Source organism: Arcicella sp. GW458-12-2-14-TSB2, assembly GCF_059423785.1.
This window is the reverse complement of record NZ_JBWKYN010000104.1, coordinates 1-20,212: the sequence shown is the minus strand read 5'-3', so window position 1 is coordinate 20,212 and position 20,212 is coordinate 1. Positions and strand designations below refer to the sequence as shown.

General features: G+C 34.6%; 19 protein-coding genes. 4 read left to right on the top strand and 15 right to left on the bottom strand.

The annotated features are described in order from the left end of the window. On the bottom strand, positions 1–1,287 hold a 1,287-nt coding region (locus AC07XN_RS15240), incomplete at its 3' end, for a Xaa-Pro dipeptidase (RefSeq protein WP_494743688.1). Between the two features lie 226 nt (positions 1,288–1,513). On the opposite strand from AC07XN_RS15240, the gene folP reads away from it, so the two are divergent. Next, the gene (gene folP / locus AC07XN_RS15235; RefSeq protein WP_309994519.1) at positions 1,514–2,296 is read left to right on the top strand and encodes a dihydropteroate synthase; all 783 of its coding nucleotides are present in this window, start codon (positions 1,514–1,516) and stop codon (positions 2,294–2,296) included. Between the two features lie 54 nt (positions 2,297–2,350). On the opposite strand, the gene AC07XN_RS15230 is transcribed toward folP, so the two are convergent. Beyond that, positions 2,351–3,085 carry an MlaE family ABC transporter permease gene (locus AC07XN_RS15230; RefSeq protein ID WP_309912564.1) on the bottom strand — a complete coding sequence of 245 codons (735 nt, stop codon included), beginning with the start codon at positions 3,083–3,085 and terminating at the stop codon, positions 2,351–2,353. A 103-nt stretch (positions 3,086–3,188) separates the two neighbouring features. Between AC07XN_RS15230 and AC07XN_RS15225 the strand changes: the two genes are divergently transcribed. Then, positions 3,189–3,863 (top strand): SDR family oxidoreductase, encoded by a 675-nt coding sequence (locus tag AC07XN_RS15225; RefSeq protein WP_494743687.1) that lies wholly within the window; start codon positions 3,189–3,191, stop codon positions 3,861–3,863. Between the two features lies 1 nt (position 3,864). On the opposite strand, the gene AC07XN_RS15220 is transcribed toward AC07XN_RS15225, so the two are convergent. The 8 genes from AC07XN_RS15220 to AC07XN_RS15185 form a co-directional block, all read right to left on the bottom strand. Continuing rightward, complete coding sequence (locus AC07XN_RS15220) at positions 3,865–4,329, bottom strand: hypothetical protein (RefSeq protein ID WP_309912568.1); 465 nt, start codon at positions 4,327–4,329, stop codon at positions 3,865–3,867. Positions 4,330–4,496: 167 nt separating this feature from the next. Beyond that, positions 4,497–4,964, bottom strand: a complete 468-nt coding sequence (locus tag AC07XN_RS15215) for a helix-turn-helix transcriptional regulator (protein WP_494743686.1) — start codon at positions 4,962–4,964, stop codon at positions 4,497–4,499. 6 nt (positions 4,965–4,970) lie between these two features. Then, complete coding sequence (locus AC07XN_RS15210; RefSeq protein WP_494743685.1) at positions 4,971–5,483, bottom strand: hypothetical protein; 513 nt, start codon at positions 5,481–5,483, stop codon at positions 4,971–4,973. 76 nt (positions 5,484–5,559) lie between these two features. Further along, positions 5,560–6,996 carry a DUF1501 domain-containing protein gene (locus tag AC07XN_RS15205; protein WP_494743684.1) on the bottom strand — a complete coding sequence of 479 codons (1,437 nt, stop codon included), beginning with the start codon at positions 6,994–6,996 and terminating at the stop codon, positions 5,560–5,562. 224 nt (positions 6,997–7,220) lie between these two features. Beyond that, positions 7,221–7,829, bottom strand: coding sequence for a hypothetical protein (locus AC07XN_RS15200; protein ID WP_494743683.1), 609 nt, complete (start codon positions 7,827–7,829; stop codon positions 7,221–7,223). 571 nt (positions 7,830–8,400) lie between these two features. After that, positions 8,401–9,030: a beclin/Apg6 coiled-coil domain-containing protein gene (locus tag AC07XN_RS15195; protein WP_494743682.1), complete on the bottom strand. Its 630-nt coding sequence runs from the start codon at positions 9,028–9,030 to the stop codon at positions 8,401–8,403. Positions 9,031–9,230: 200 nt separating this feature from the next. After that, on the bottom strand, positions 9,231–10,412 hold the full coding sequence (locus AC07XN_RS15190) for an AI-2E family transporter (RefSeq protein WP_309912580.1): 1,182 nt from the start codon (positions 10,410–10,412) through the stop codon (positions 9,231–9,233). Between the two features lie 318 nt (positions 10,413–10,730). Next, positions 10,731–10,862 carry a lmo0937 family membrane protein gene (locus AC07XN_RS15185; protein ID WP_409014205.1) on the bottom strand — a complete coding sequence of 44 codons (132 nt, stop codon included), beginning with the start codon at positions 10,860–10,862 and terminating at the stop codon, positions 10,731–10,733. A 264-nt stretch (positions 10,863–11,126) separates the two neighbouring features. Between AC07XN_RS15185 and AC07XN_RS15180 the strand changes: the two genes are divergently transcribed. Both AC07XN_RS15180 and AC07XN_RS15175 read left to right on the top strand, forming a co-directional pair. After that, a complete protein-coding gene (locus AC07XN_RS15180) occupies positions 11,127–12,062 on the top strand; it encodes a YihY/virulence factor BrkB family protein (RefSeq protein WP_494743681.1) in 936 nt (311 codons plus the stop codon). Between the two features lie 11 nt (positions 12,063–12,073). Further along, entirely contained in the window at positions 12,074–12,931 is an 858-nt protein-coding gene (locus tag AC07XN_RS15175; RefSeq protein ID WP_494743680.1) for a TspO-related membrane protein, read from the top strand. Here AC07XN_RS15175 and AC07XN_RS15170 read toward each other — a convergent pair. From AC07XN_RS15170 to rpoN, 5 genes are all read right to left on the bottom strand, one after another. Beyond that, entirely contained in the window at positions 12,915–14,360 is a 1,446-nt protein-coding gene (locus AC07XN_RS15170; protein WP_494743679.1) for a two-component system sensor histidine kinase NtrB, read from the bottom strand. The genes AC07XN_RS15175 and AC07XN_RS15170 overlap by 17 nt on opposite strands. Before the next feature lie 11 nt (positions 14,361–14,371). Beyond that, complete coding sequence (locus AC07XN_RS15165) at positions 14,372–14,815, bottom strand: response regulator (protein ID WP_494743678.1); 444 nt, start codon at positions 14,813–14,815, stop codon at positions 14,372–14,374. After that, positions 14,812–16,854, bottom strand: a complete 2,043-nt coding sequence (locus tag AC07XN_RS15160; RefSeq protein WP_494743677.1) for a PAS domain-containing sensor histidine kinase — start codon at positions 16,852–16,854, stop codon at positions 14,812–14,814. Before AC07XN_RS15160 ends, AC07XN_RS15165 begins: the two co-directional genes overlap by 4 nt. A 51-nt stretch (positions 16,855–16,905) precedes the next feature. Further along, on the bottom strand, positions 16,906–18,372 hold the full coding sequence (locus AC07XN_RS15155; RefSeq protein ID WP_309912592.1) for a sigma-54-dependent transcriptional regulator: 1,467 nt from the start codon (positions 18,370–18,372) through the stop codon (positions 16,906–16,908). A gap of 84 nt (positions 18,373–18,456) precedes the next feature. After that, the gene (gene rpoN, locus AC07XN_RS15150; protein ID WP_309912594.1) at positions 18,457–19,914 is read right to left on the bottom strand and encodes an RNA polymerase factor sigma-54; all 1,458 of its coding nucleotides are present in this window, start codon (positions 19,912–19,914) and stop codon (positions 18,457–18,459) included. Positions 19,915–20,212: the final 298 nt, after the last annotated feature.

The window sequence follows — 20,212 nt, the reverse complement described above, 5'->3', positions numbered from 1 at the left end:
CTTTAATTCATTTTTATAAGTAATTCCATCCTTCATCACAAATTTCACTTTTTCCAGAATACTTACATTTTCTAAAGGGTTGCCTTCTACGGCGATAATATCTGCAAACTTTCCTTTTGAGATAGAACCAATTTTATCTTTCCAATCTAACAAATCTGCGGCATTGATAGTAGCTGATTGAATGGCTTGAAGGGGACTTAGCCCAAATTTAACCATATAAAAAAACTGTTTAGCATTCCATCCATGTGGATAAACGCCAGCATCCGACCCAAAAGCAATTTTCACGCCTGCCTTGGCGGCTTTCTCAAAATTTTCACGTTGAAGTCTGCCTACTAGTCTTTCTTTTTCAATAATTTTTTGAGGATAACCCAGTTTACCATATTCACTTAATATATAGTCGTCATTGTAAATATCAGCCACTAAATATGTACCGTGTTGTTTCATGAGTTCTATTCCCTCTGCGTCAATAAAACTGCCATGTTCCACCGATGCTACCCCAGCTTTAATAGCCATTTTAATGGCTTGTGTGCCATGAGCATGCGCGCAGGTCTTGCGTCCCCAAATTTTTGCTTCATCTACGATAGCATTCATTTCCTCTTGCGTAAATTGAGGCGCTCCTACACTTTCTTCTTCAGATAAAACACCCGCACTCGCACCGAATTTTATGACATCTGCTCCATATTTAATATTATAGCGTACTTGTTTTCTTAATTCATCCACGCCATCGGCTACGCCACTCATTTGTTTTGGAAACTGCCATGATAGAAAGGGAGAGAATCCATTCAAATCTCCATGACTACCCGTTGAGCCAATGAATAAGGTAGCTACTTTTAAGCGTGGCCCGACGATTTCGCCATTATTGATTGCATTTCTGACGGCTACATCAACAAAGGCCGCAGCACCAACATCTCTACAAGCTGTAAAACCCGCCTCTAACGTCCTTTTAGTAAAGATATGAGCCGTAACAGCATAGTCCATCGGTGTTTTTCTAAAAATATCTGCGTAATAATCACCACTTGGTTGAGTAGTAATATGTGTATGACAGTCTACTAAGCCTGGTAAAACTGTAGCATTGCTCAAATCAATGATTTCTGCATTTTTAGGAATTGCTAGGTTTGAGCCAATATTTACAATGATATTGCTATCAATGAGAATAATTTGATTTTTCAGGACTTCTCCAGATACCACGTCAATCAATCTCCCTGCTTTTATCGCCTTAACTTTCGTTTGAGCAAGGGTAACATTAATCATTCCTAGAAAAAGAGCAGTAAATATTTTTAGTTTCATGATGAGAAGATTTCTTAAGGATGGCAAGATAAAATATATTTTTTGAATTATTATTCTGCCAAATTTAGCATTTGATAAATTTTATCTGGAGTAGTTTACGAGTACTAGACAAAATGACTTTACAATTTTATTTATCTTTGGTGACTTTTGTCCTTAAATAGTTTAATGAAAATTTATGAATATCAATTGCAAGGGTAAACTTATCGACTTAACTATCCCCAGAATAATGGGTATATTAAACATTACGCCTGATTCATTTTATGCTAATAGTCGGTATGATGATTTATCGAAAGTACTTATACAAGTTGAAAAAATGCTTTCATCAGGTGCTACCTTTTTAGATATTGGTGGACATTCTACCAGACCGGGGTCTAGGCCTGTTGGTGAAGAGGAGGAATTATCAAGAGTACTGCCTGTGGTGGAAATTATTATCAAGCATTTCCCAGAAGCATTGATTTCTATTGATACTTTTCGGGCTGGGGTAGCACTAAAATGTGTGGAAGCTGGTGCCATCATGGTGAATGATATAGCAGGAGGTTTGTTGGATGATAAAATGTTTGAAACCGTCGCTAATTTAAATGTACCCTACGTTTTGATGCATAGCAGAGGTACTCCAGAAACGATGCAACAAATGACTCATTATGATGATTTGGTGATGGATGTGCTGGATGATTTACAACAAAAAGTATTTCAATTACGCCAATTAGGACAAAAGGATATTATTATAGATTTGGGCTTCGGATTTGCCAAAACCATCAATCAAAACTATATTTTGTTGAATCATCTCAGAGACTTTGAAGTGATGGAATGTCCAATGCTTGTCGGAGTATCCAGAAAATCAATGATTTGGCGAACGTTGGATATATCGCCCAATGACGCGTTGAATGCTACTACGGTATTGAATACTATAGCTTTGACGAAGGGAGCTAATATCCTCCGAGTACATGATGTTCAAGAAGCAATAGAAGCTGTGAAACTAGTGGAGATGCTGTCAGTAGAAGAGAATTGACTATTTACATCCTAACGAATTACTTAATAACTCGTTAGGATGTTGAGGAGTAAACTAAGCTGTGACAAGTAATTGAGCCAATAAGTAATCTGCAATCAATACAGCTATACAGCTATTAGTAACGGCTGCTGTACTGGCTTGACCAACTTCTAAAGCTCCTCCACTTGTAAAATACCCTTTAAAAGCAGAAATCGAAACAATCAGGAAGGCAAAAACAACTGATTTAATCAAGGCAAAAGGGACATTGAATGCGTTAAATTCAAATTGAATCCCTTGAATATATTCCTGAGGTGAGATTGCGCCTGTTAACCAGCCAGCCAAATAACCACCATAGATAGAAAGGAAAGCGGCAAGCGTAACCAACATCGGGAAAACAATGATAGAAGCAACGACTTTGGGTAGTACCAAATATGAGGTAGAATTAATACCCATTACTTCTAAAGCATCAATCTGTTCGGTAATACGCATCGTCCCTAATTCACCAGCGATATTTGAACCTACTTTCCCTGCCAATACGATACCAGTGATGGTCGGGGCAAATTCAAGAATGGTTGAATCACGAACAATTAAACTGATGATATAATGCGGAACAAAAGGGTTATCTAAATTGGCTGCGGTTTGTACACAAGTAACAGCTCCTAAAAAGAAAGAAACAATTGATACAATCAATAATGAGCCAATCCCAATCTGTACGGCTTCATCAACGGTTAGCCTAGTATATACTTTGAACTTTTCGCGGTTCGAGAACAGTTTTCCTAAGAAAATAAAATATTTACCTATTATTGACATTCTTTCTGAGATTATTGAAGCATGAATACTTCTAGGATTAGAAAAGAATTTAAACCTTTTACAGATTAAACGACTTTAAGTTAAGATATAATAGACAAAGATAATGAACAAAACGATAGTAGTAACAGGTGGCACAAAAGGTATTGGTAGAGCCATCGTTGAAAAATTTGCAAAAGAAGGCTTTTTAGTAATTACTTGTGCCAGAAGTACTGATGATGATTTACCCGATAATGTACTTTTCTTTAAAGCTGATTTATCAAAAAAAGCAGAAGTATTGGCTTTTGCTGATTTTGTAAAATCTTCTACCCCGCACATTGATGTGTTGGTAAATAATACTGGTTATTTTTTGCCGGGACAAATTCATAATGAAGAAGAAGGAACTTTAGAGACCATGATTGAGACTAACCTCTACAGTGCTTATAACCTGACAAGGGCATTGGTCGGTGATATGATTACCCAAAAAGCTGGTTATATTTTTAATATTTGTTCGGTAGCCAGTATAGTTGCCTATACTAATGGGGGTTCATACTGTATTTCAAAATTTGCCATGCTGGGTATGAGTAAGGTTTTGAGAGAAGAACTAAAACCTTATGCCATCAGGGTAACGAGCATTCTTCCGGGGGCTACTTTTACCAACTCTTGGGCTGGTGTTGAATTGCCCACCGAAAGATTTATCGCTTCTGATGATATTGCAACAGTAATCTGGACTGCCTATAGCTTACCTTCCACAACTGTTTTAGAGGAAATAGTAATGCGTCCGCAACTAGGTGATTTATAAATTATGGTGCTGGCGTCATTTTTACAGTGGCGTCAACATTTGAAATACCTAATTGTGGGAAAGATGCTTTACTGCTAAAGTCGAAGTTTTTGTCAGTAAGCTGAATGACGGTTAAAGTGCCTGAACTGATTCCAGCAATATTAACATCTGTAATTTCGATAGAAGTTTCGTTATTGGTGAATTTCCAAGTGCCATTGCTTGAGGTATTACCATTCGTATCAATGGCTGTAACCTTACCATCGGTTTTGAAACTTAATCTTACTTTAGATAAGTCATAGCCATTATTAGCTTGATCTCTTGTATAAACGACTACTAAGCCCCCAGAAGCTGACGCCGATTGTACTTGCCAGATTGTACTTGTGATATTTTCTGTTTTGGTTTTGACAACGATATTTTCATCTTTCTTACAAGAAAAAGTTGTACAAAAAACAATTAAAGCCAATAAAGTAATTTTTAGATAAGACATTTGATTTTTTTTTGAATGCGTTTTTGATAAGTAACGCTGAAATACATCAAAAGATTTTAAATAGGTATTATCTCTCTATTAATATTGGTCATATTCTCTAACAACCCTCGCTCAGAAAATAGCGAGTGTTGTTAGTTTATGAAGATAAATGACGCGATTAGGATAGATTATACTTCTATCAAATTTTTGTAATCGTACTTTTTATAAAAATCAATTTTGCCACTCTCTTTTTTTAATTCAAGCAATTCATTTTTAACCTGTATTCTATACCAATATTCTGGTTTGGTATGTGAGAAAGAGCTTAACTTTAACACTATTTCTGTATTCAATTTTCGCTCTCCTGCCAGATACTTATGTAAATTACTATCCTTCATTTCAAATAAATTAGCCAATCTTTTCTGAGAGATATTTAGTGCCTTTAAATACATTTTAACGAAATCAAGTATTTTTAACATTTCGCCATTTTCAAAATCATTTTGGATATAGTCCTCTATTTTATATTGAATAGATAACAGTTGATTTGTCAATTTTCTTTCTTCGGTTTGAGCCTTAGCATGTCCTAAAATAAATTCTTTTAAATCATTTCTCTTATCATCATTCCAAATTTGGTTAATTTGAATTTCTTTATCTTCCATAATTTTCTATTGTAAGAATTCATTGATTAATTTTTCGCCTCCCTCAGGTGGAATAACCATTGTTGTTTCACCGAACCTTAGGGCATTATACCTTTTTGAGTAAAGATTCATTAATCTTATTTCATTTAGCTTATCTTCTTCTAAGATATCAAAAGCAAGCCAACCTTTAAAATCTCTTTCTCCATGAATAAAGCTTAACCTACAGGCAAATGCAATAAGACACCCAGCTACTTTATCATATTTCCTATTATCTCCGTGATTATGAGGTGCAATTTCAATATAAGCCATATATGGTTCTACATTATCTTTCATTTGGAATATCAAGCAGCCTTCTATAACATTCGAAGTTTCTTTACAAATTAAAATATATGTTTTAGACCCTTTTACTTTGGAGTGCTTCTTAAAATTAAATCTCCATCCATCAGTTAAAGAAGGAAGGAGAATATTTTTTTTGATAGCTTCACAGATTTCAGCGTCTACGTGCGAGTCATCTTTTACATTAAAAATTTTAACCTTCATTTAAGTCATATCATTATATAAATATACAATATTTATTATACAAATTGTATATTTTTCGTGTAGTTAATTGTTACTTCTATACTAAAATTGGCTTAACTACTTTTCCCGCTACGTCAGTTAGTCGATAGCGTCTGCCTTGATGTTTGAAAACCATTTTTTCATGGTCAATACCCATTAAATGTAGTAGTGTAGCTTGAAAATCATGTACATGTACGGGGTCTCGAACGATGTTATAGCCAAACTCGTCGGTTTCGCCATAAGTCATTCCTTTTTTAATACCCGCACCTGCCATCCAAATGGTAAAACATCTCGGATGGTGGTCTCTTCCATAATTATCTACTGTTAGTTTTCCTTGTGAATAATTCGTTCTACCAAATTCCCCTCCCCATACTACTAAGGTATCTTCTAACATTCCTCGCTGTTTTAAATCTTTAATCAAGGCCGCAGAAGCTTGGTCAACATCTTTAGTGATTTTCTTGATATTTTCAGGTAACCCTCCATGATGGTCCCAACCTTGATGATATAATTGAATGAATTTTACATCTTTTTCTGCCAACTTTCTAGCTAACAAACAGTTAGCAGCAAAAGTACCAGGCTTGCGTGCATCGTCTCCATACATTTGATAGATATAATCGGGCTCTTTTGAAATATCCAAGGTTTCGGGTACAGACGTTTGCATTCTATAAGCCATTTCATACTGACTAATCCTTGAATTAATTTCAGCATCTTGCTCTTGCTTAAACTGTTCTTGATGCAATTTCCCTAGATAATCCAACATTCTTCTTCTTGAGGTTCTGTCCATGCCGTCAGGGTCGTTCAAATATAAAACAGGGTCTTTCCCTGCCCTAAACATTACCCCTTGATGTTCAGAAGGTAAAAAGCCATTTCCCCATAATTTAGCATACAGCGGTTGGTCATAATTATTTGAACGAGAAAGTAGGACACAGAAAGTGGGTAAATTTTTATTATCAGAACCTAAGCCATAACTTACCCAAGAACCCATCGATGGGCGTCCAGCTTGTTGATTACCAGTCTGGAAGAAGGTTACGGCAGGGTCATGATTAATGGCCTCTGTGTGCATCGATTTTATAAATGTAAGCTCGTCTGCTATCTGATGATGATGAGGTAGTAAATCGCTCATCCAAGCACGTGAATTGCCATATTGAGCAAACTGGAATTTACCCATGGCCAACGGAAAAGATTTCTGACTGGAAGACATTCCTGTCAATCGTTGTCCTCCACGTACTGATGCGGGCAATTCTTGCCCAAACATTTGTTTAAGTTTGGGTTTATAATCAAAAAGTTCTAGTTGCGAAGGCGCACCTGATTGGAATAAATAAATAACTCGCTTAGCTTTTGGAGCGAAATGGGGAGTGCCATTGCTAGCTAAAGCCTCTAAAGGATTGATGATAGAACCCAAAGCAGTAGCACCCAAGGCTAAACCAGATTTGAATAGAAACTCTCGACGACTCAATTGGCGTTCAACGTCTTGAATATGTTCTTTAACATTCATCTTTTTATTGAATGAGTTATAAATTAGTCAACAATTATCACAGAATATGTTCTAGAGGTTAATGTTTGCTCAGATACTTTCAAGCAAGTAAATATATTAACTATAAATATAAAGTTTATCCTTGTTATAAGGAGAAACAAGCTCAAAAAGAAAGGCTAGCACTGATTCCATTGTGTATTTACACATTGAAATCAGTGCTAGCCTTAATTCAATAAAAAAGAGTATTAATGTATTTTATAAGAAAGACCAAAAGATAAATTTGTTCCTCGCTTGCCCACAATGCCAACATTCAGGTTAGCAAAAACGCCTAAACTTTTGAAGATGAATAATCGTCCCCCTGCTTGTGCATAAAAGGCTGTTCCCGAGGCATCTAAAATTTTCCCATAGAGACCTCCTATATAAGGGTCAAATTTACTTGGTTTATCGCTGTCTTCACCCGAAAAGTGATAATTCAAACCTACGCCCAGAAAACCATTTTCATACTTATTTCCATTTTTAGTATTACTACCATACCACGCTCTGGCATCTAACCCAAAATTTCTGGCTAAGCCAAATTCGCCTGCCAATAATACAGGCATCACATTATCGTTATACACGACACCCCCTTCAATGACCAGTAACCCTCGGTAAAACACTGGTGGCTGAATTTCCTCTTGACGAATAACTTCTCCAGTAGTTGTGTTAACAGTCGGTTTTGCTCCTGTCACCACAGTATCAACTTCCACTACTACTGTTCTTTTAATAGTATCAGACTTCTGTGCATACATTGACAACGATATTGATATTAATGAAATAATCAATAAGTGAGCTTTTAAGGCAAGTACCTTTTTCATAAGTTTTACTGTTTATAAATTTCCTATTTAACATTACATAAATTGTACCAAGATAAAATTATGCGATTTAGGGTAATTTTATTCCTATTTTGAAGTAATATAATTATTAATAATGGATTGATATTAGCTATCTCCCAAAACTTTTCCCTACAAAACAAAAAAGGAATAGCTCACAAAAGCTGTTCCTTTAACCAAAAACCCTAACTGCTTAATTAGTATTATTATCTTATAAAAGATTTCTTCTTCAAAATGGTCGAACCAACTTCACATCTCAATGCTATCGACATATATATTGATTAAGTAAAAAGGCAAAGGGAGGATTCTCCCTATCCTTTATCGAATACCTAACCATTACTAAATTAATAATCTTTTGAAAGTAGTTCACACCAAAGTTTCAAGAAACAGGGAAATCCATACAATCTCCCTGTTTAACTATGCTATAACCACTTTTAACTTATTCATACTGGTCTGGAATTTCATATAAATATGGGAGCAGACTACCACTCCCCATTTATCACAATCTAACCACTATGAAAAAGACAAAATATCTTTATTGACTAGTCTGAAAGATTTATTGAATTTTCTCTTGAACTTTATCAATTTGCTTATTCAAATCTTTCTTAAATTCTTTCCAGTCACGTTTCTTTTCACTTTTCAACTCTTCTAATGATTTATCTAACTCATCTAATGAGTTTTTCAATTCATTTTTCTTTTTTTCTAATCTAGCTTTCTCTTGTGCTGATGCATGTTTGATGTCTTCGTCAGCTTGTTTAAGCTTGATATTGATTTGCTCTTTACTATAATCAATCTTTGAAACCAAAGCATCTTTTTCAGATTCAATATTCTTACTCACATCTTTAGCTTCGTCTTTCAACCCCTCAACAGTACTATCTGTTTTCTCTTCCACTAACTCTTGAGCGTCTTGAGCTTTATCGGCTATATCTTGTTTCTCATTTCTAGAACAAGAAAAAAATACCGAAACAATCATTAAAGCAATTACTGAATTTCTCATTGTATCTTGATTTTTTTTTGGACAAAAAAAATATACCAATCTAAAAAAAATTGAGCCTTCAAATAAAGTGTGTATAAAAAACCACAAAACAAGGTATTTCTGGGGAATTATGTAGAAAATACTACACAATATCAATTTTTTCTGAGAACATTTAAGTTCTATTGGTAAAACATCAAAAGATTCAAACATTTAATCTTTGTGTTGTACAGAAAAATATAAAAAACATATACCATCTCTTTTTATGGTATATCTGAGGTAAATTTGTTGTAGAGGTGAGGTTAAATTGCTACAATGTGGGAGAATTTTGTCACTTTGCATACCCATTTTATAAAAAAAAAACGAATACCTTAATGATATCCGTTTCTATTATATTTCTAAAAAGCTTCTCGTTAATCAGCCTTATCTGCCTTCTTTTTTTTACCCTTCACCAATGATTTTACATCTTCAGTTGTTTCGTTAATTGTCTCAACCAATTCAGGTACAAACTCTCTCATCTTCTTTTTCTTCTCTTCCATAATCCGATTATGGTCTGGTTCTCCTAATAAAAACCCGAATGGCTTTAAATCTGTGATGGAATCAAAGAGAACTTTCAAGATAGCCACAGTAGGCAGCGAAAGAGCCATACCTGCGATACCCCAGAGGGCCGAGCCAAGTAATAACGCAATAATGGCTACTAAGCCATTGATACTTATTTTAGACCCTACTACTTGTGGTGTAATAAAATTGCCTTCTAAAAACTGGACAAATATAAAAACCCCTGCTACTCCTACTGCATACATGGGCGAGTCTTTGGTAATCAATGCCATAATAATTGGCAAAATAGAACCTATCAGGATACCAATAAAGGGAATAACTAACAAGGCTGCTGCCAAAAAGCCAAAAAATATGGCATAGTCTATTCCTAAAGCCAATAATCCAATCGTATTTAAACTTCCTACAATGAACGTAACCGTAATAAGGCCTTTTAAATAACTATGCACTACTTCATAAATCTTTGTCAGAACAGTATCTATCGCATACTTACTCACATTTTTAAACACTTTATAGAAAAAGAGTTTGAAGAAATCGCGATAATACAATAAGAAGAACATATAAATCGGAATCAAAGATAGATTACCAAGCATATTCCCTGTCATTGAAAGTGCAGATGTAAATACAACTCCCCCACTTGATAACATCCCCGTTGCGTACTGACGTAGTTTGTCATTCTGCATTTTCCGTCCCACATGAAAGTGTTGTTCTGTCCATCTTTGACATTGCAAAAACAAATCTGTAAATCGCTTTTCTAATTGCGGAAACATTTCAGAAAAGCTAGCTATTTGTGTAGAGGCCAACCAGATAACTCCAACAGAAATCACCAGAAAGAGAATCAAGGCAATAGTTACGCCTGCTACCCTACCCAATCCTATTTTTTCTAACCAGTTAGATATTGGGAATAAAGCCATTGCTAGAATAACTGCCACGTAGAAAGGCACTAGAATATCTTGTAAAACCACTAGCCAATACACTAGTATGGTTACTGATATCAGTGAAAATGCAAATTTTAAAATGAAAGGAAATCGTTGAGCCATCGGAATAGGTTTTATTTAATTACAGCCAATCTGGCTTATTTCTGGGTTTAATACTTTAAGTTAGATCATTTTATTGCTCACAAAAAAAAAGGATTGTAAGATAATACAATCCTTATATGCTTTTAACATATAATTGTTTAGCTAACAACATTCTTAACATTTATAACTTAATAACATGTAAATTCCTTAAAATACAGCAATATTCAGCATTTTGGCCTTAGTAGTCCTATTTACGTATTCATTCATATTTTCAATGGAAGTGCTCAACTTACTAGAAGAAGCAAAAAGAAATTTCAATGCTAAAGAACATTAAAATAATTACATCTCTTTGTGAATAATTGATATCAGCACTGTAATTAAAGCAAATACTAAAAAAAGGTGGACTAATCCATTTATACTAAACATAAAAACGCTGATTACCCAACTTATTAAGAGTAAAAAGGCAATCATAGAAAAAATATTTTTCGCTAAGGGAGCTATAATTAAATTATACATATCGGACAATTACATATTTGGTTTCTATTACTTTATACGTAATTAATCGCTAAAAGGTAACATTTGTTAAGCATTTTCATTAATTAAATTTTGATGCCACAAATAAAAGGCAAAATTGCCTTTTAAAAGGCCACAAATGTAGAAAAATATCTACATTTTTATACAGGTTATAATGGCATTATAATATTAGCAGATTAGTAACATCAAAATAATACAACAATGAAATATACCCTAAAACATAAATTCAAAGAATATACTAGTTTTGCAGGAGAAGTTTTTGGTGAATTTTCAAATGATAATGCTACTAAACTGAGTGCCTCTTTATCTTATTATACTATTTTTTCGCTTGCTCCGATGCTTATTATTGTGATTTCAGTAGCGGGTATTTTTTTTGGTAAAGATGCCATACGAGGCGAGCTTTTTGGGCAAATAAATCAACTAATTGGTAATTCAGCAGCTAAGCAAGTACAAGAATTGTTAAAAAATGCAGAAAAGTCGAACCAGTCGGGTTTTGCAGCCATCATGGGTTTTGTCACACTTTTACTAGGAGCAACAGGGGTTTTTGCAGAAATTCAAGATTCTATCAATTATATTTGGTCGTTGAAGGCCAAACCTAAAAACAGTTGGGTAAAATATCTTATCAACCGTTTTTTATCTTTTTCACTCATCATCACACTTGGTTTTCTTTTATTGATTTCTTTAACAATCAATGCACTGTTAGGACTATTCGACACACAACTTCAGCGGTATTTTGAGAGTAGCTTTACTGTATTCCTTTTCAGCTTGATAAATATTATAGTCATTTGGGGAATCATTACCCTCCTCTTTGCCGTAATTATTAAAGTACTGCCCGACGGTAAAATTTCTTGGAAAGACACCTTGATTGGCGCAGGTCTTACTTCCTTGCTATTTATGGTAGGCAAGTTTTTAATTGGTGTTTATCTCGGACAATCGGGGGTTACTTCCACATTTGGGGCGGCTGGCTCAATTGTTTTAATCCTATTATGGGTGTACTACTCGTCTATTATTCTATACTTTGGGGCAGAATTCACCAAAGTCTATACTCGCCGTTATGGCACGCCAATAGAGCCTAATAGCAATGCCGTATTTATCATAAAAAAAGAACTTGAAGTAAAACACCCAATAACAAACTAATCTTAAAAATTATGGAAGCAGTTTCATTAAATCCTATAAAAATAAAATCATTACAAGTATTCAATTTTATCTTCTTTATTGTAATGGTAATTATGAATGGTTTAGCAAATGCTTTACCACTCAATGACAAAACGACCAAGGAATTGTCAGACCAATATCCTAATTTGTTTGTGCCTGCTGGTATTACTTTTTCTATCTGGGGAGTAATCTATTTTCTATTGTTGCTGTTTTGCTTTGTGCAGGCAAAAAGTCTTTTTCAGAAAAAGCCTGATCCAACCATAGGTTTCGTGGTAGACGAAATTGGCTTTTGGTTTATCATCAATGCTATCCTTAATTCGTTATGGATTTTAGCTTGGCATTATGAGTTTTTGACGGTATCAATGGTTATTATGATTGGGATTCTGGTTACATTAATCAAAATCAATTACCATATAAAAGCAACTCAGCCGTATCTTAGAAGTGCTACGAGGTTTATTATAAAAGCATCGTTTGGCATATACCTAGGCTGGATTTGTATCGCTACAATCGCCAATGCTACGGCTTGTTTAGTTGGCTTCGGATGGACAGAAGGCTACATCCTTGGGCAGTCATGGGCAAGTATTATGATTCTAGCTGGAAGCTTTATTACGTTCTTATTGGTTATTGATTTAAGGAATAGTTATATAGGATTCGCCACCATTTGGGCTTTGTGTGGTATCATCATCGCTCGTTATAATGATACCATATTCTATCAATACATTGTATTTAGTGCTATTTTAGGGATTGTAATCATCATTGCAAGTATAGTAATGGCTTCAACCATTCTATTGTTTTCTTCTAGGAAGAAACTCCCAGAACCACACAATCCCAATACTACGATACCTGAGTAAAGGTAATCGTAAATTTTGTACCTTTTTCTAATTCTGATTCAACCTCTACCCTCGCTTTATGAGATTGAATAATGTTGAGGGTAGCGGCCAAGCCCAAGCCAATACCATTATTTTTTGAAGTAAAATAAGGCTCAAAAAGGCGGTCAATATGTTCTTGACTAATGCCTACACCGTTATCTTCAATCGTAACGATGGCAAATTTACTCCTGTGGGTAGCCTTAATTATCAAAATACCTTCTCCTTCTTTCATAGCCTCAACCGCATTAATAATAATGTTGAGGAGGGCTATTTGAATTTTGGCTTTATCAACATCAATCCAAATTTCTGAAGAGTAATCGGTAATTAATTGAATATTCTTTAAGTTAATTCTATCTATTGCCTGTTCAATAGTACTATCTAAAATTTCCTGTAAAGTATATCTACTAAAAGTTACTTCAGACGGCTTGGAAGTATTCAATAATTCAGAAATCAAGTCATTGATTCGCTGACTATTTCTTCGTATAATATCAATAAAGAATTTGGCATCTTCGTCATCTTCCTCAAAATCAACCTCCATCTGTTCAATCGAAAGATTGATGTTGGTAAGTGGGTTACGAACCTCATGAGCCAAAGTGCGAACTAAACGCCCAGTAGCGGCCATTTTTTGATAGAGTAAAGAATCACGTTCATCTTTCTTTCTAGCTGTAATATCATGAATGATACCTAGGTAATATGGATTACCATCGCTATCTAACTGGCGATTACAGTGAATAGAACATTGCTTTTTTTCTCCAAATTTAGTTTCCAATAATACTTCAAAGTCGCTGATTTCCCCTTCAGATTCCAACTTATTAATAAATTGCCGACGGTCTGCTGCATGAACAAAAACAGAATAGCTTTTAAGTCGATAAAGCTCCTCTTCTGTGTAACCAAAAAGTTCGGCTGTTGAAGGAGTAAAGTAATTAAAAGTCCCATCTAACCGAGCGGTAAAAATGGCCTCTTTTGTTTGATCGAAGATATTTCTATACTTACGCTCACTTTCACGGAGTGTCGAAAGCGTATTGGCTCTTTCTAGTGCATAACGGATGCATCTTTCTAGCTTGTCAGCGTCTAAATCGCTTTTCACCAAATAATCAAATGCACCAAGTGACATTGCTTCTACGTCTATACGCTTATCACCTTTCCCTGTTAGTAAAATAACGGGAGCTTTTAACCCATGATCCGTACCAGCTTTTAGTAAATCAAGGCCTGTTTTAGACCCCAACAAAAAGTCGAAAAAGCATAAATCGTATTGCTTATTTTTGATTTTTTCTACTGCATTATCAAATGAAAAAGCCCAATCAATTTCAAATTGTTGAGTTTCAATATCTCTTAGATAATCTTTTGTAAGCAAAAAATCATCTTCATCATCATCAACAAGTAATAATTTAATAGTAGTGTTGTCTCTCATATGCTATTTTATCAACTTGGGAATTCAATAATTTCAAACCAATATTTCCCCAAAGTACGAATTACCTCTATAAAACGGGTAAAAGTTACGGGCTTAGATATAAAGCAGTTCACCCCTAAATCATAACTTTTGATGATATCTATGTCCGAATTAGAAGTAGTCAATACAATAATAGGTATACTGCGTAAATCAGGGTCAGATTTTATAATTTTAAGGGCTTCTCTCCCATCTATTTTAGGCATATTCAAGTCTAAAAGGATAAGGTCGGGACGGGGGTTTTCATTCGGATTATTAAACTTGCCATTCCGTCTGAGGTAGTCCATTAATTCAACGCCATCTTCAACAGACTTTACTTGATTTATTACATTATAATCATTTAAAGCTTCTTGAGTCATTATTCTGTCATCTTGATCATCATCTGCGATTAGAATAACTACACTTTTCTTTTGATTCATAATTTCTTATTTAAACTATCTGGGTCAGTGGGTAAAAAAATTGTAAAGGTAGCTCCCTCGTCGGGTATACCATCAGCCATAATTAATCCTTGGTGGTTTTCTACAATCTTTCTACAAATTGCCAACCCTAATCCTGTTCCATCAAATTCTGCCCTTCCGTGTAACCGCTGAAAAATCACAAAAATCTTCTCAGCATATTCCTGCTCAAAACCTATCCCGTTATCTTTTACTGTAATTTTATAATAATTCTTATTCTTGTAGTCTAAACCCAATCTGATTAGTTCTCCTCTAGTAGCCTCTTTGGCATCAATATGTATTTCTGGCGTCTGGTTAGGTTTTACAAACTTCAATGCATTGCTGATTAAATTTTGGAACAATTGATGCATTTTAGGTACAGATGCCTCCAGAATCGGCATTTTACTTACAAACACCTGAGCATTGGTTTCATTAATTTTTATTTCTAAATCACTCAATACATTTTCAATCGTTTTATTGAGGTCTAAATGCTCAAAAGTTACCATCTTTCTTGACAAACGAGAATATGACAGTAGATTCTCCATCAAAGCCTCCATTCGCTTAGCAGAATCAATCATTCTAGAAAGATAAAAACGTCCATTTTCATCAAGCTGTTGGCTATATTTTTGATTAAGTCTATCGCCAAAAGCTGTAATTTTTCTAAGAGGTTCTTTTAAATCATGTGATGCTACATAGGCGAATTGCCCTAGTTCTTGATTGGTTTGATTGAGCTCTTCTATTTTTCGTTCAAGCTCTTTTTCGTAAACTTTTAATTCTGTTACCTCGACTGTATTGCCAATTAATTTTAGTGCATTTCCTTCTTCATCAATCGTTACCCAGCCTTTGGTATGTACATCTTTCTCTATACCATCCAAATCAACTATTTTATGCTCAAAAGAATACGGTTCCTTATAAGTTATTGCATTGTGAAGGACATTTTTAACATTTTCTAAATCTTCGCTCGGCATTCGCGTGTAACAAAAATCTACATTTAGCTTAGGAGGAAGTTTAGTAATATCACTTCCAGCATACAGTTTTTTTAATCCATCAGAAAATTGGATGTCATCTTTTTGAACATTCCACTCATAGCTACCATAACTCATCATAGCTTCAGCCTCCTTGAATAAGTCTTTGCTTTTTCTGAGTTCATCATATGCCTTGGATAATTCCTCTACTTTTGATTCTAACTCCTGCTTAATTTTTGTTATTTCTGTAATATCATGCGAAGTACCAAGTACCCGAATTATTTCTCCTTTTTCATCTAAAAAGCATTTACCTCGCACTGCTATTTGCTTGATATTGCCTTTATTATCCAGTATTTCATGCTCATATTCATAGATTTCTTTTCTCTCATCTAAGGCATCCATAGTCACTTTGATAACCCTAGTGATATCTTTAGGAGAGATATGTTTTTGATAAAATCCATAAGGCATCAATGAGTCTTTAAAGTCATTTTTGTCATACCCAAACATTTCGTAAAGACCATCAGACCAAATCACAAAGTTATCACCTACCCACCATTCCCAACTACCATAGTTAAATAACTTCTCAGCATCATTTAATTGGTTTTGTACTTGTATTGTTTTATCAACAATCTTGTTCTGAACGGTAATATCATCTGCTAAGACCATCAATACACTTGGCAGGTCGTTATCATCCTTTTCCGTTAAGGTAATTTTATTACTAACCGTAATTTTTTGCCCCGCTTGTGTTTTTATGTTCAACACAACTGTTTGGCTATCATTAATGGCAGCATCCTTAAAAGAGTCTTTTAAACATTGGAAAAAATGTTCCGCAGATGTGAAATTTTGGATGGGGAATACCTCTACATCATTAGAAAATAATTCTTTCGGAGAATAGCCTGAAACAATGTTATTTCGAGTATTTAGGTAAATGGCCTTTCTGTCTGTTAAATCTAACAGATATACAAAACTAGGTATTGCTTGCAAAAAGCCATTGAAAATATCCGATTGGCTATCAGTATCCGTTTTAAATACTTCTAACAAATATTTGGGTACGTCCATTAATTTATATGTATTTTGGGCATTATTTAAACTAGGAATAATAGGAAGTGCTTATAACTCAAATACCTTCATTTTGTTATAAAGGGTTTTTCTATCAATCCCTAGAATCCTGGCAGCTTTGCTTTTATTAAAGTTTACTTCTTTCAACACCTTCAATATCATATCATATTCAGCCTCGATGGCCGCTGATTTCAGCGAAGGTTTTGAAAATATCTCTGCTGGCGATGTAGTCTCTTGGATTTCATGAACAGGCTCAACGGAGGGTACGGGTGTTACAATTGGTGTTGGGTTGGTTTCGGTAAATAATAATTTGGCGTAATTCGAGATTTCAAAAGGAAGTGTTTTCGACTCAATCCATTCTCCGTCAGTTAACAATGTCGCTCTTTTTATTACATTTCTCATTTCACGAAGATTACCATACCATGCATAATTCATAAAATTATCAATCACATCGGCAGTAAACCCTTTCACCTTTTTCCCTAATTCTGCATTGGTTTGATCTAAGAAAAACTTGGCGAAAACCATAATATCCGCCTTACGGTCACGTAATGGCGGTACATCAATACTAAATTCGTTAAAACGGTGATACAAGTCCTCTCTGAATTTTCCTTTTTTCGATGCTTCAATCAATTTTTCGTTTGAAGCCACTAAAATTCTAACATCTAAAGGAATTTCTTTGGTCCCTCCTATTCGTTTCATTTTTCTTTCCTGCACTACCCTCAATAAAAGTACTTGTACTTCGTAAGGTAAATTAGCTACTTCATCCAAAAAAATCGTTCCACCATTGGCCATTTCAAAGTGGCCAATCTTCTGATTCAAAGCTCCAGTAAAAGCTCCTTTTTCATGACCGAACAATTCCGACCCTGCTAAGTCTTTAGAAATAGCCCCACAGTCCATTGCTACAAAAGGCTGATTAGCTCTTTTGCTATGCAAATGTATTTCTTGGGCAATAGCTTCTTTTCCTGAACCGCTTTCTCCGTAAATCAATACACTGTAATTAGTAGGTGCTACCAATTCAATCTGGCGAATCAAGAATTTTGATTCAGCACCATCTCCAAAAATATAATTGGCAGGTTTAGCAGGTTTCTTTTTTGAGGATGTACTTACAGTCCCCTCAGTTTCTTCTCCTAAATCTTGCATACTACCTTTTTCAGTTTCTACACTTTCTAAGGCTTTCTTAATTGTCAGCAAGATTTCATCAGGGAAGAGTGGCTTTGTGATATAATCATAAGCCCCCATTTTCATCACATTTACTGCAACCTTTATATCTGAATAACCAGTAATAATCAATACCGGTACAAAGGGAAATTTCTCTTTGATTTTCAATAGTATCGTACTACCATCGGTATCGCCCAATCTAAAATCAGTCATGATTAAATCTGGTCTGAACTCCTGAAGTAAATTCAAGCCTGTATTACCATCATGTGCAATTGCTACTTCATAATTATTTTTGGTCAAAAAACGACGAAGTAGTAAGCATATATCAATATCATCGTCAATTACTAAAATCCGTTGCATAGTTCTATTGTTGAGTAAAGAGATAAAAGGTAATCTTAAGAAAGCCAGTGTGTACGCTTCTTAATCATTAGAATCTCTAGTTTATTATAGTTGTCTTCTTAGTTGTGCCGAAGAAATATTCAAATTTTCGCGATACTTAGCTACAGTTCTTCGCGCAATGTTGTACCCTTGTTGTGCCAATAACTCCATCAATTGAAAATCATTAAATGGATTTTTCTTATTCTCATTCGATATTAAATTAGCAATAGCCTGTTGAATCTCACGGTTTGAAACTTCCCCTCCCGAATCCATACGTATTCCTTCAGAAAAAAGATCTTTTAAATTAATAATTCCAAAGGGTGTCTGAGCATATTTACCACTTGTCACCCTTGAAATTGTTGAGATATCCATGCTGATTTGAGTGGCAACGTCTTTCAAAATCATTGGACGTAAACTACTAACATCCCCATTTTTAAAGAAATCTTTTTGAAGATAAACAATCGACTGCATCGTTTTGAGCATCGTCATTTCTCTTTGTTGAATCGCTTCAATAAGCCAGTTAGCAGAGCTTATTTTGTTACTAATATATTGATTTGCCGCTTTATCTTTGTTGGAAGTGATAGCATTGGCAAAATCTTGATTAATTTTTAACGAAGGAATTCTACTATTATTCAAGGCGATATCTATCTGAGTATCTCCATACATATTTGTTTCATACGTAATGATGTAGTCTGGAATGATATTGTCTTTTATCGCAATGGAAGACGTCTCTCCATCAATCACAGGCTTGGCATTTAAAGCAGTAATTTGTGCTAAGGCAGCTTTCAATTCATCTGAAGTTACTTCTCTTAAACGCATAATTTTTTCATAATTACGCACTGCTAGTTCGTCCATATTAAAAGCCACAATATCAATTGCTAAAGATACCTCCTGTCCTCTATCTTTTTTATATTGAAGCTGTCTCATCAAGCACTCTTGTAAATCTGCTGAAGCAATTCCTACAGGCTCCATCATCCTCAATACCTTTAGTAATTGCTCTACATCAGTGGCATCCACAAAGAGCCCGTTAGCAAAAGAAAAATCATCAGCAATTTCTTCTGATGTGTAAGTCAAGAATCCCTCGTCAGTTAAGGAATCAATGATGTAATCTATTAAAACACTTTGCTTTTCATTCAAGGGTAAAAAATGAACTTGGCTTTTCAATTCAGTACGCCAATCGGTATTTTGTGCGATGGGCAAGCTATACAGTTCATCGTCCTCACTATGATTATTTACTTTGGTTTTATAATCGGGGATATCATCATGAGCATATTCGTCCCAGTCAGCATAGTCGTTGTCTGGTTTACTAATATTTTGAAAATCATCTACTTCACCATCTTTATCAAAATCATCTGAAGTATCCTCAGTAGCTACAGCCCCTTCCTCTAACAATGGATTTTCTTCCAATTCATTTTTGATACGTTCTTCCAACTCAAGTGTTGATAATTGCAAAAAATTAAGCATTTGTATTTGCAAAGGCGTAATTTTGAAAGTCTGTCTCTGGCTCTGAGATAAATTCATCATGGTAATATAGTTTTAGGAGTGACGACTACCTATTTTCAATTAATGAGCCGTAAATTTGTTTTTATTTATTTTTTTATAAAAAGCTATAAATAAAAAAGACAATCAATTGATTATCAGATAGTTAAATAAATATAAATATTAAATATAAATATTCTAAAAAAGTATAAAACTATTTGGGGAGTTGGTGGCTAGTGATACTTTTGCACAAGTTGTGAAAAATATTCCACAGTTTGTAGAAACACTTTTAATTTATTGAAAAATTAAAATAAACCGTTTATCATATTCCTATCATTCATAT

Coding starts and splice junctions, on each gene's coding strand:
- folP (WP_309994519.1), top strand. CDS start 1,514: ATGGGTATATTAAACATTACGCCTGATTCATTTTATGCTAATAGTCGG.
- AC07XN_RS15230 (WP_309912564.1), bottom strand. CDS start 3,085: ATGTCAATAATAGGTAAATATTTTATTTTCTTAGGAAAACTGTTCTCG.
- AC07XN_RS15225 (WP_494743687.1), top strand. CDS start 3,189: ATGAACAAAACGATAGTAGTAACAGGTGGCACAAAAGGTATTGGTAGA.
- AC07XN_RS15220 (WP_309912568.1), bottom strand. CDS start 4,329: ATGTCTTATCTAAAAATTACTTTATTGGCTTTAATTGTTTTTTGTACA.
- AC07XN_RS15215 (WP_494743686.1), bottom strand. CDS start 4,964: ATGGAAGATAAAGAAATTCAAATTAACCAAATTTGGAATGATGATAAG.
- AC07XN_RS15210 (WP_494743685.1), bottom strand. CDS start 5,483: ATGAAGGTTAAAATTTTTAATGTAAAAGATGACTCGCACGTAGACGCT.
- AC07XN_RS15205 (WP_494743684.1), bottom strand. CDS start 6,996: ATGAATGTTAAAGAACATATTCAAGACGTTGAACGCCAATTGAGTCGT.
- AC07XN_RS15200 (WP_494743683.1), bottom strand. CDS start 7,829: ATGAAAAAGGTACTTGCCTTAAAAGCTCACTTATTGATTATTTCATTA.
- AC07XN_RS15195 (WP_494743682.1), bottom strand. CDS start 9,030: ATGTTTGAATCTTTTGATGTTTTACCAATAGAACTTAAATGTTCTCAG.
- AC07XN_RS15190 (WP_309912580.1), bottom strand. CDS start 10,412: ATGGCTCAACGATTTCCTTTCATTTTAAAATTTGCATTTTCACTGATA.
- AC07XN_RS15185 (WP_409014205.1), bottom strand. CDS start 10,862: ATGATTGCCTTTTTACTCTTAATAAGTTGGGTAATCAGCGTTTTTATG.
- AC07XN_RS15180 (WP_494743681.1), top strand. CDS start 11,127: ATGAAATATACCCTAAAACATAAATTCAAAGAATATACTAGTTTTGCA.
- AC07XN_RS15175 (WP_494743680.1), top strand. CDS start 12,074: ATGGAAGCAGTTTCATTAAATCCTATAAAAATAAAATCATTACAAGTA.
- AC07XN_RS15170 (WP_494743679.1), bottom strand. CDS start 14,360: ATGAGAGACAACACTACTATTAAATTATTACTTGTTGATGATGATGAA.
- AC07XN_RS15165 (WP_494743678.1), bottom strand. CDS start 14,815: ATGAATCAAAAGAAAAGTGTAGTTATTCTAATCGCAGATGATGATCAA.
- AC07XN_RS15160 (WP_494743677.1), bottom strand. CDS start 16,854: ATGGACGTACCCAAATATTTGTTAGAAGTATTTAAAACGGATACTGAT.
- AC07XN_RS15155 (WP_309912592.1), bottom strand. CDS start 18,372: ATGCAACGGATTTTAGTAATTGACGATGATATTGATATATGCTTACTA.
- rpoN (WP_309912594.1), bottom strand. CDS start 19,914: ATGATGAATTTATCTCAGAGCCAGAGACAGACTTTCAAAATTACGCCT.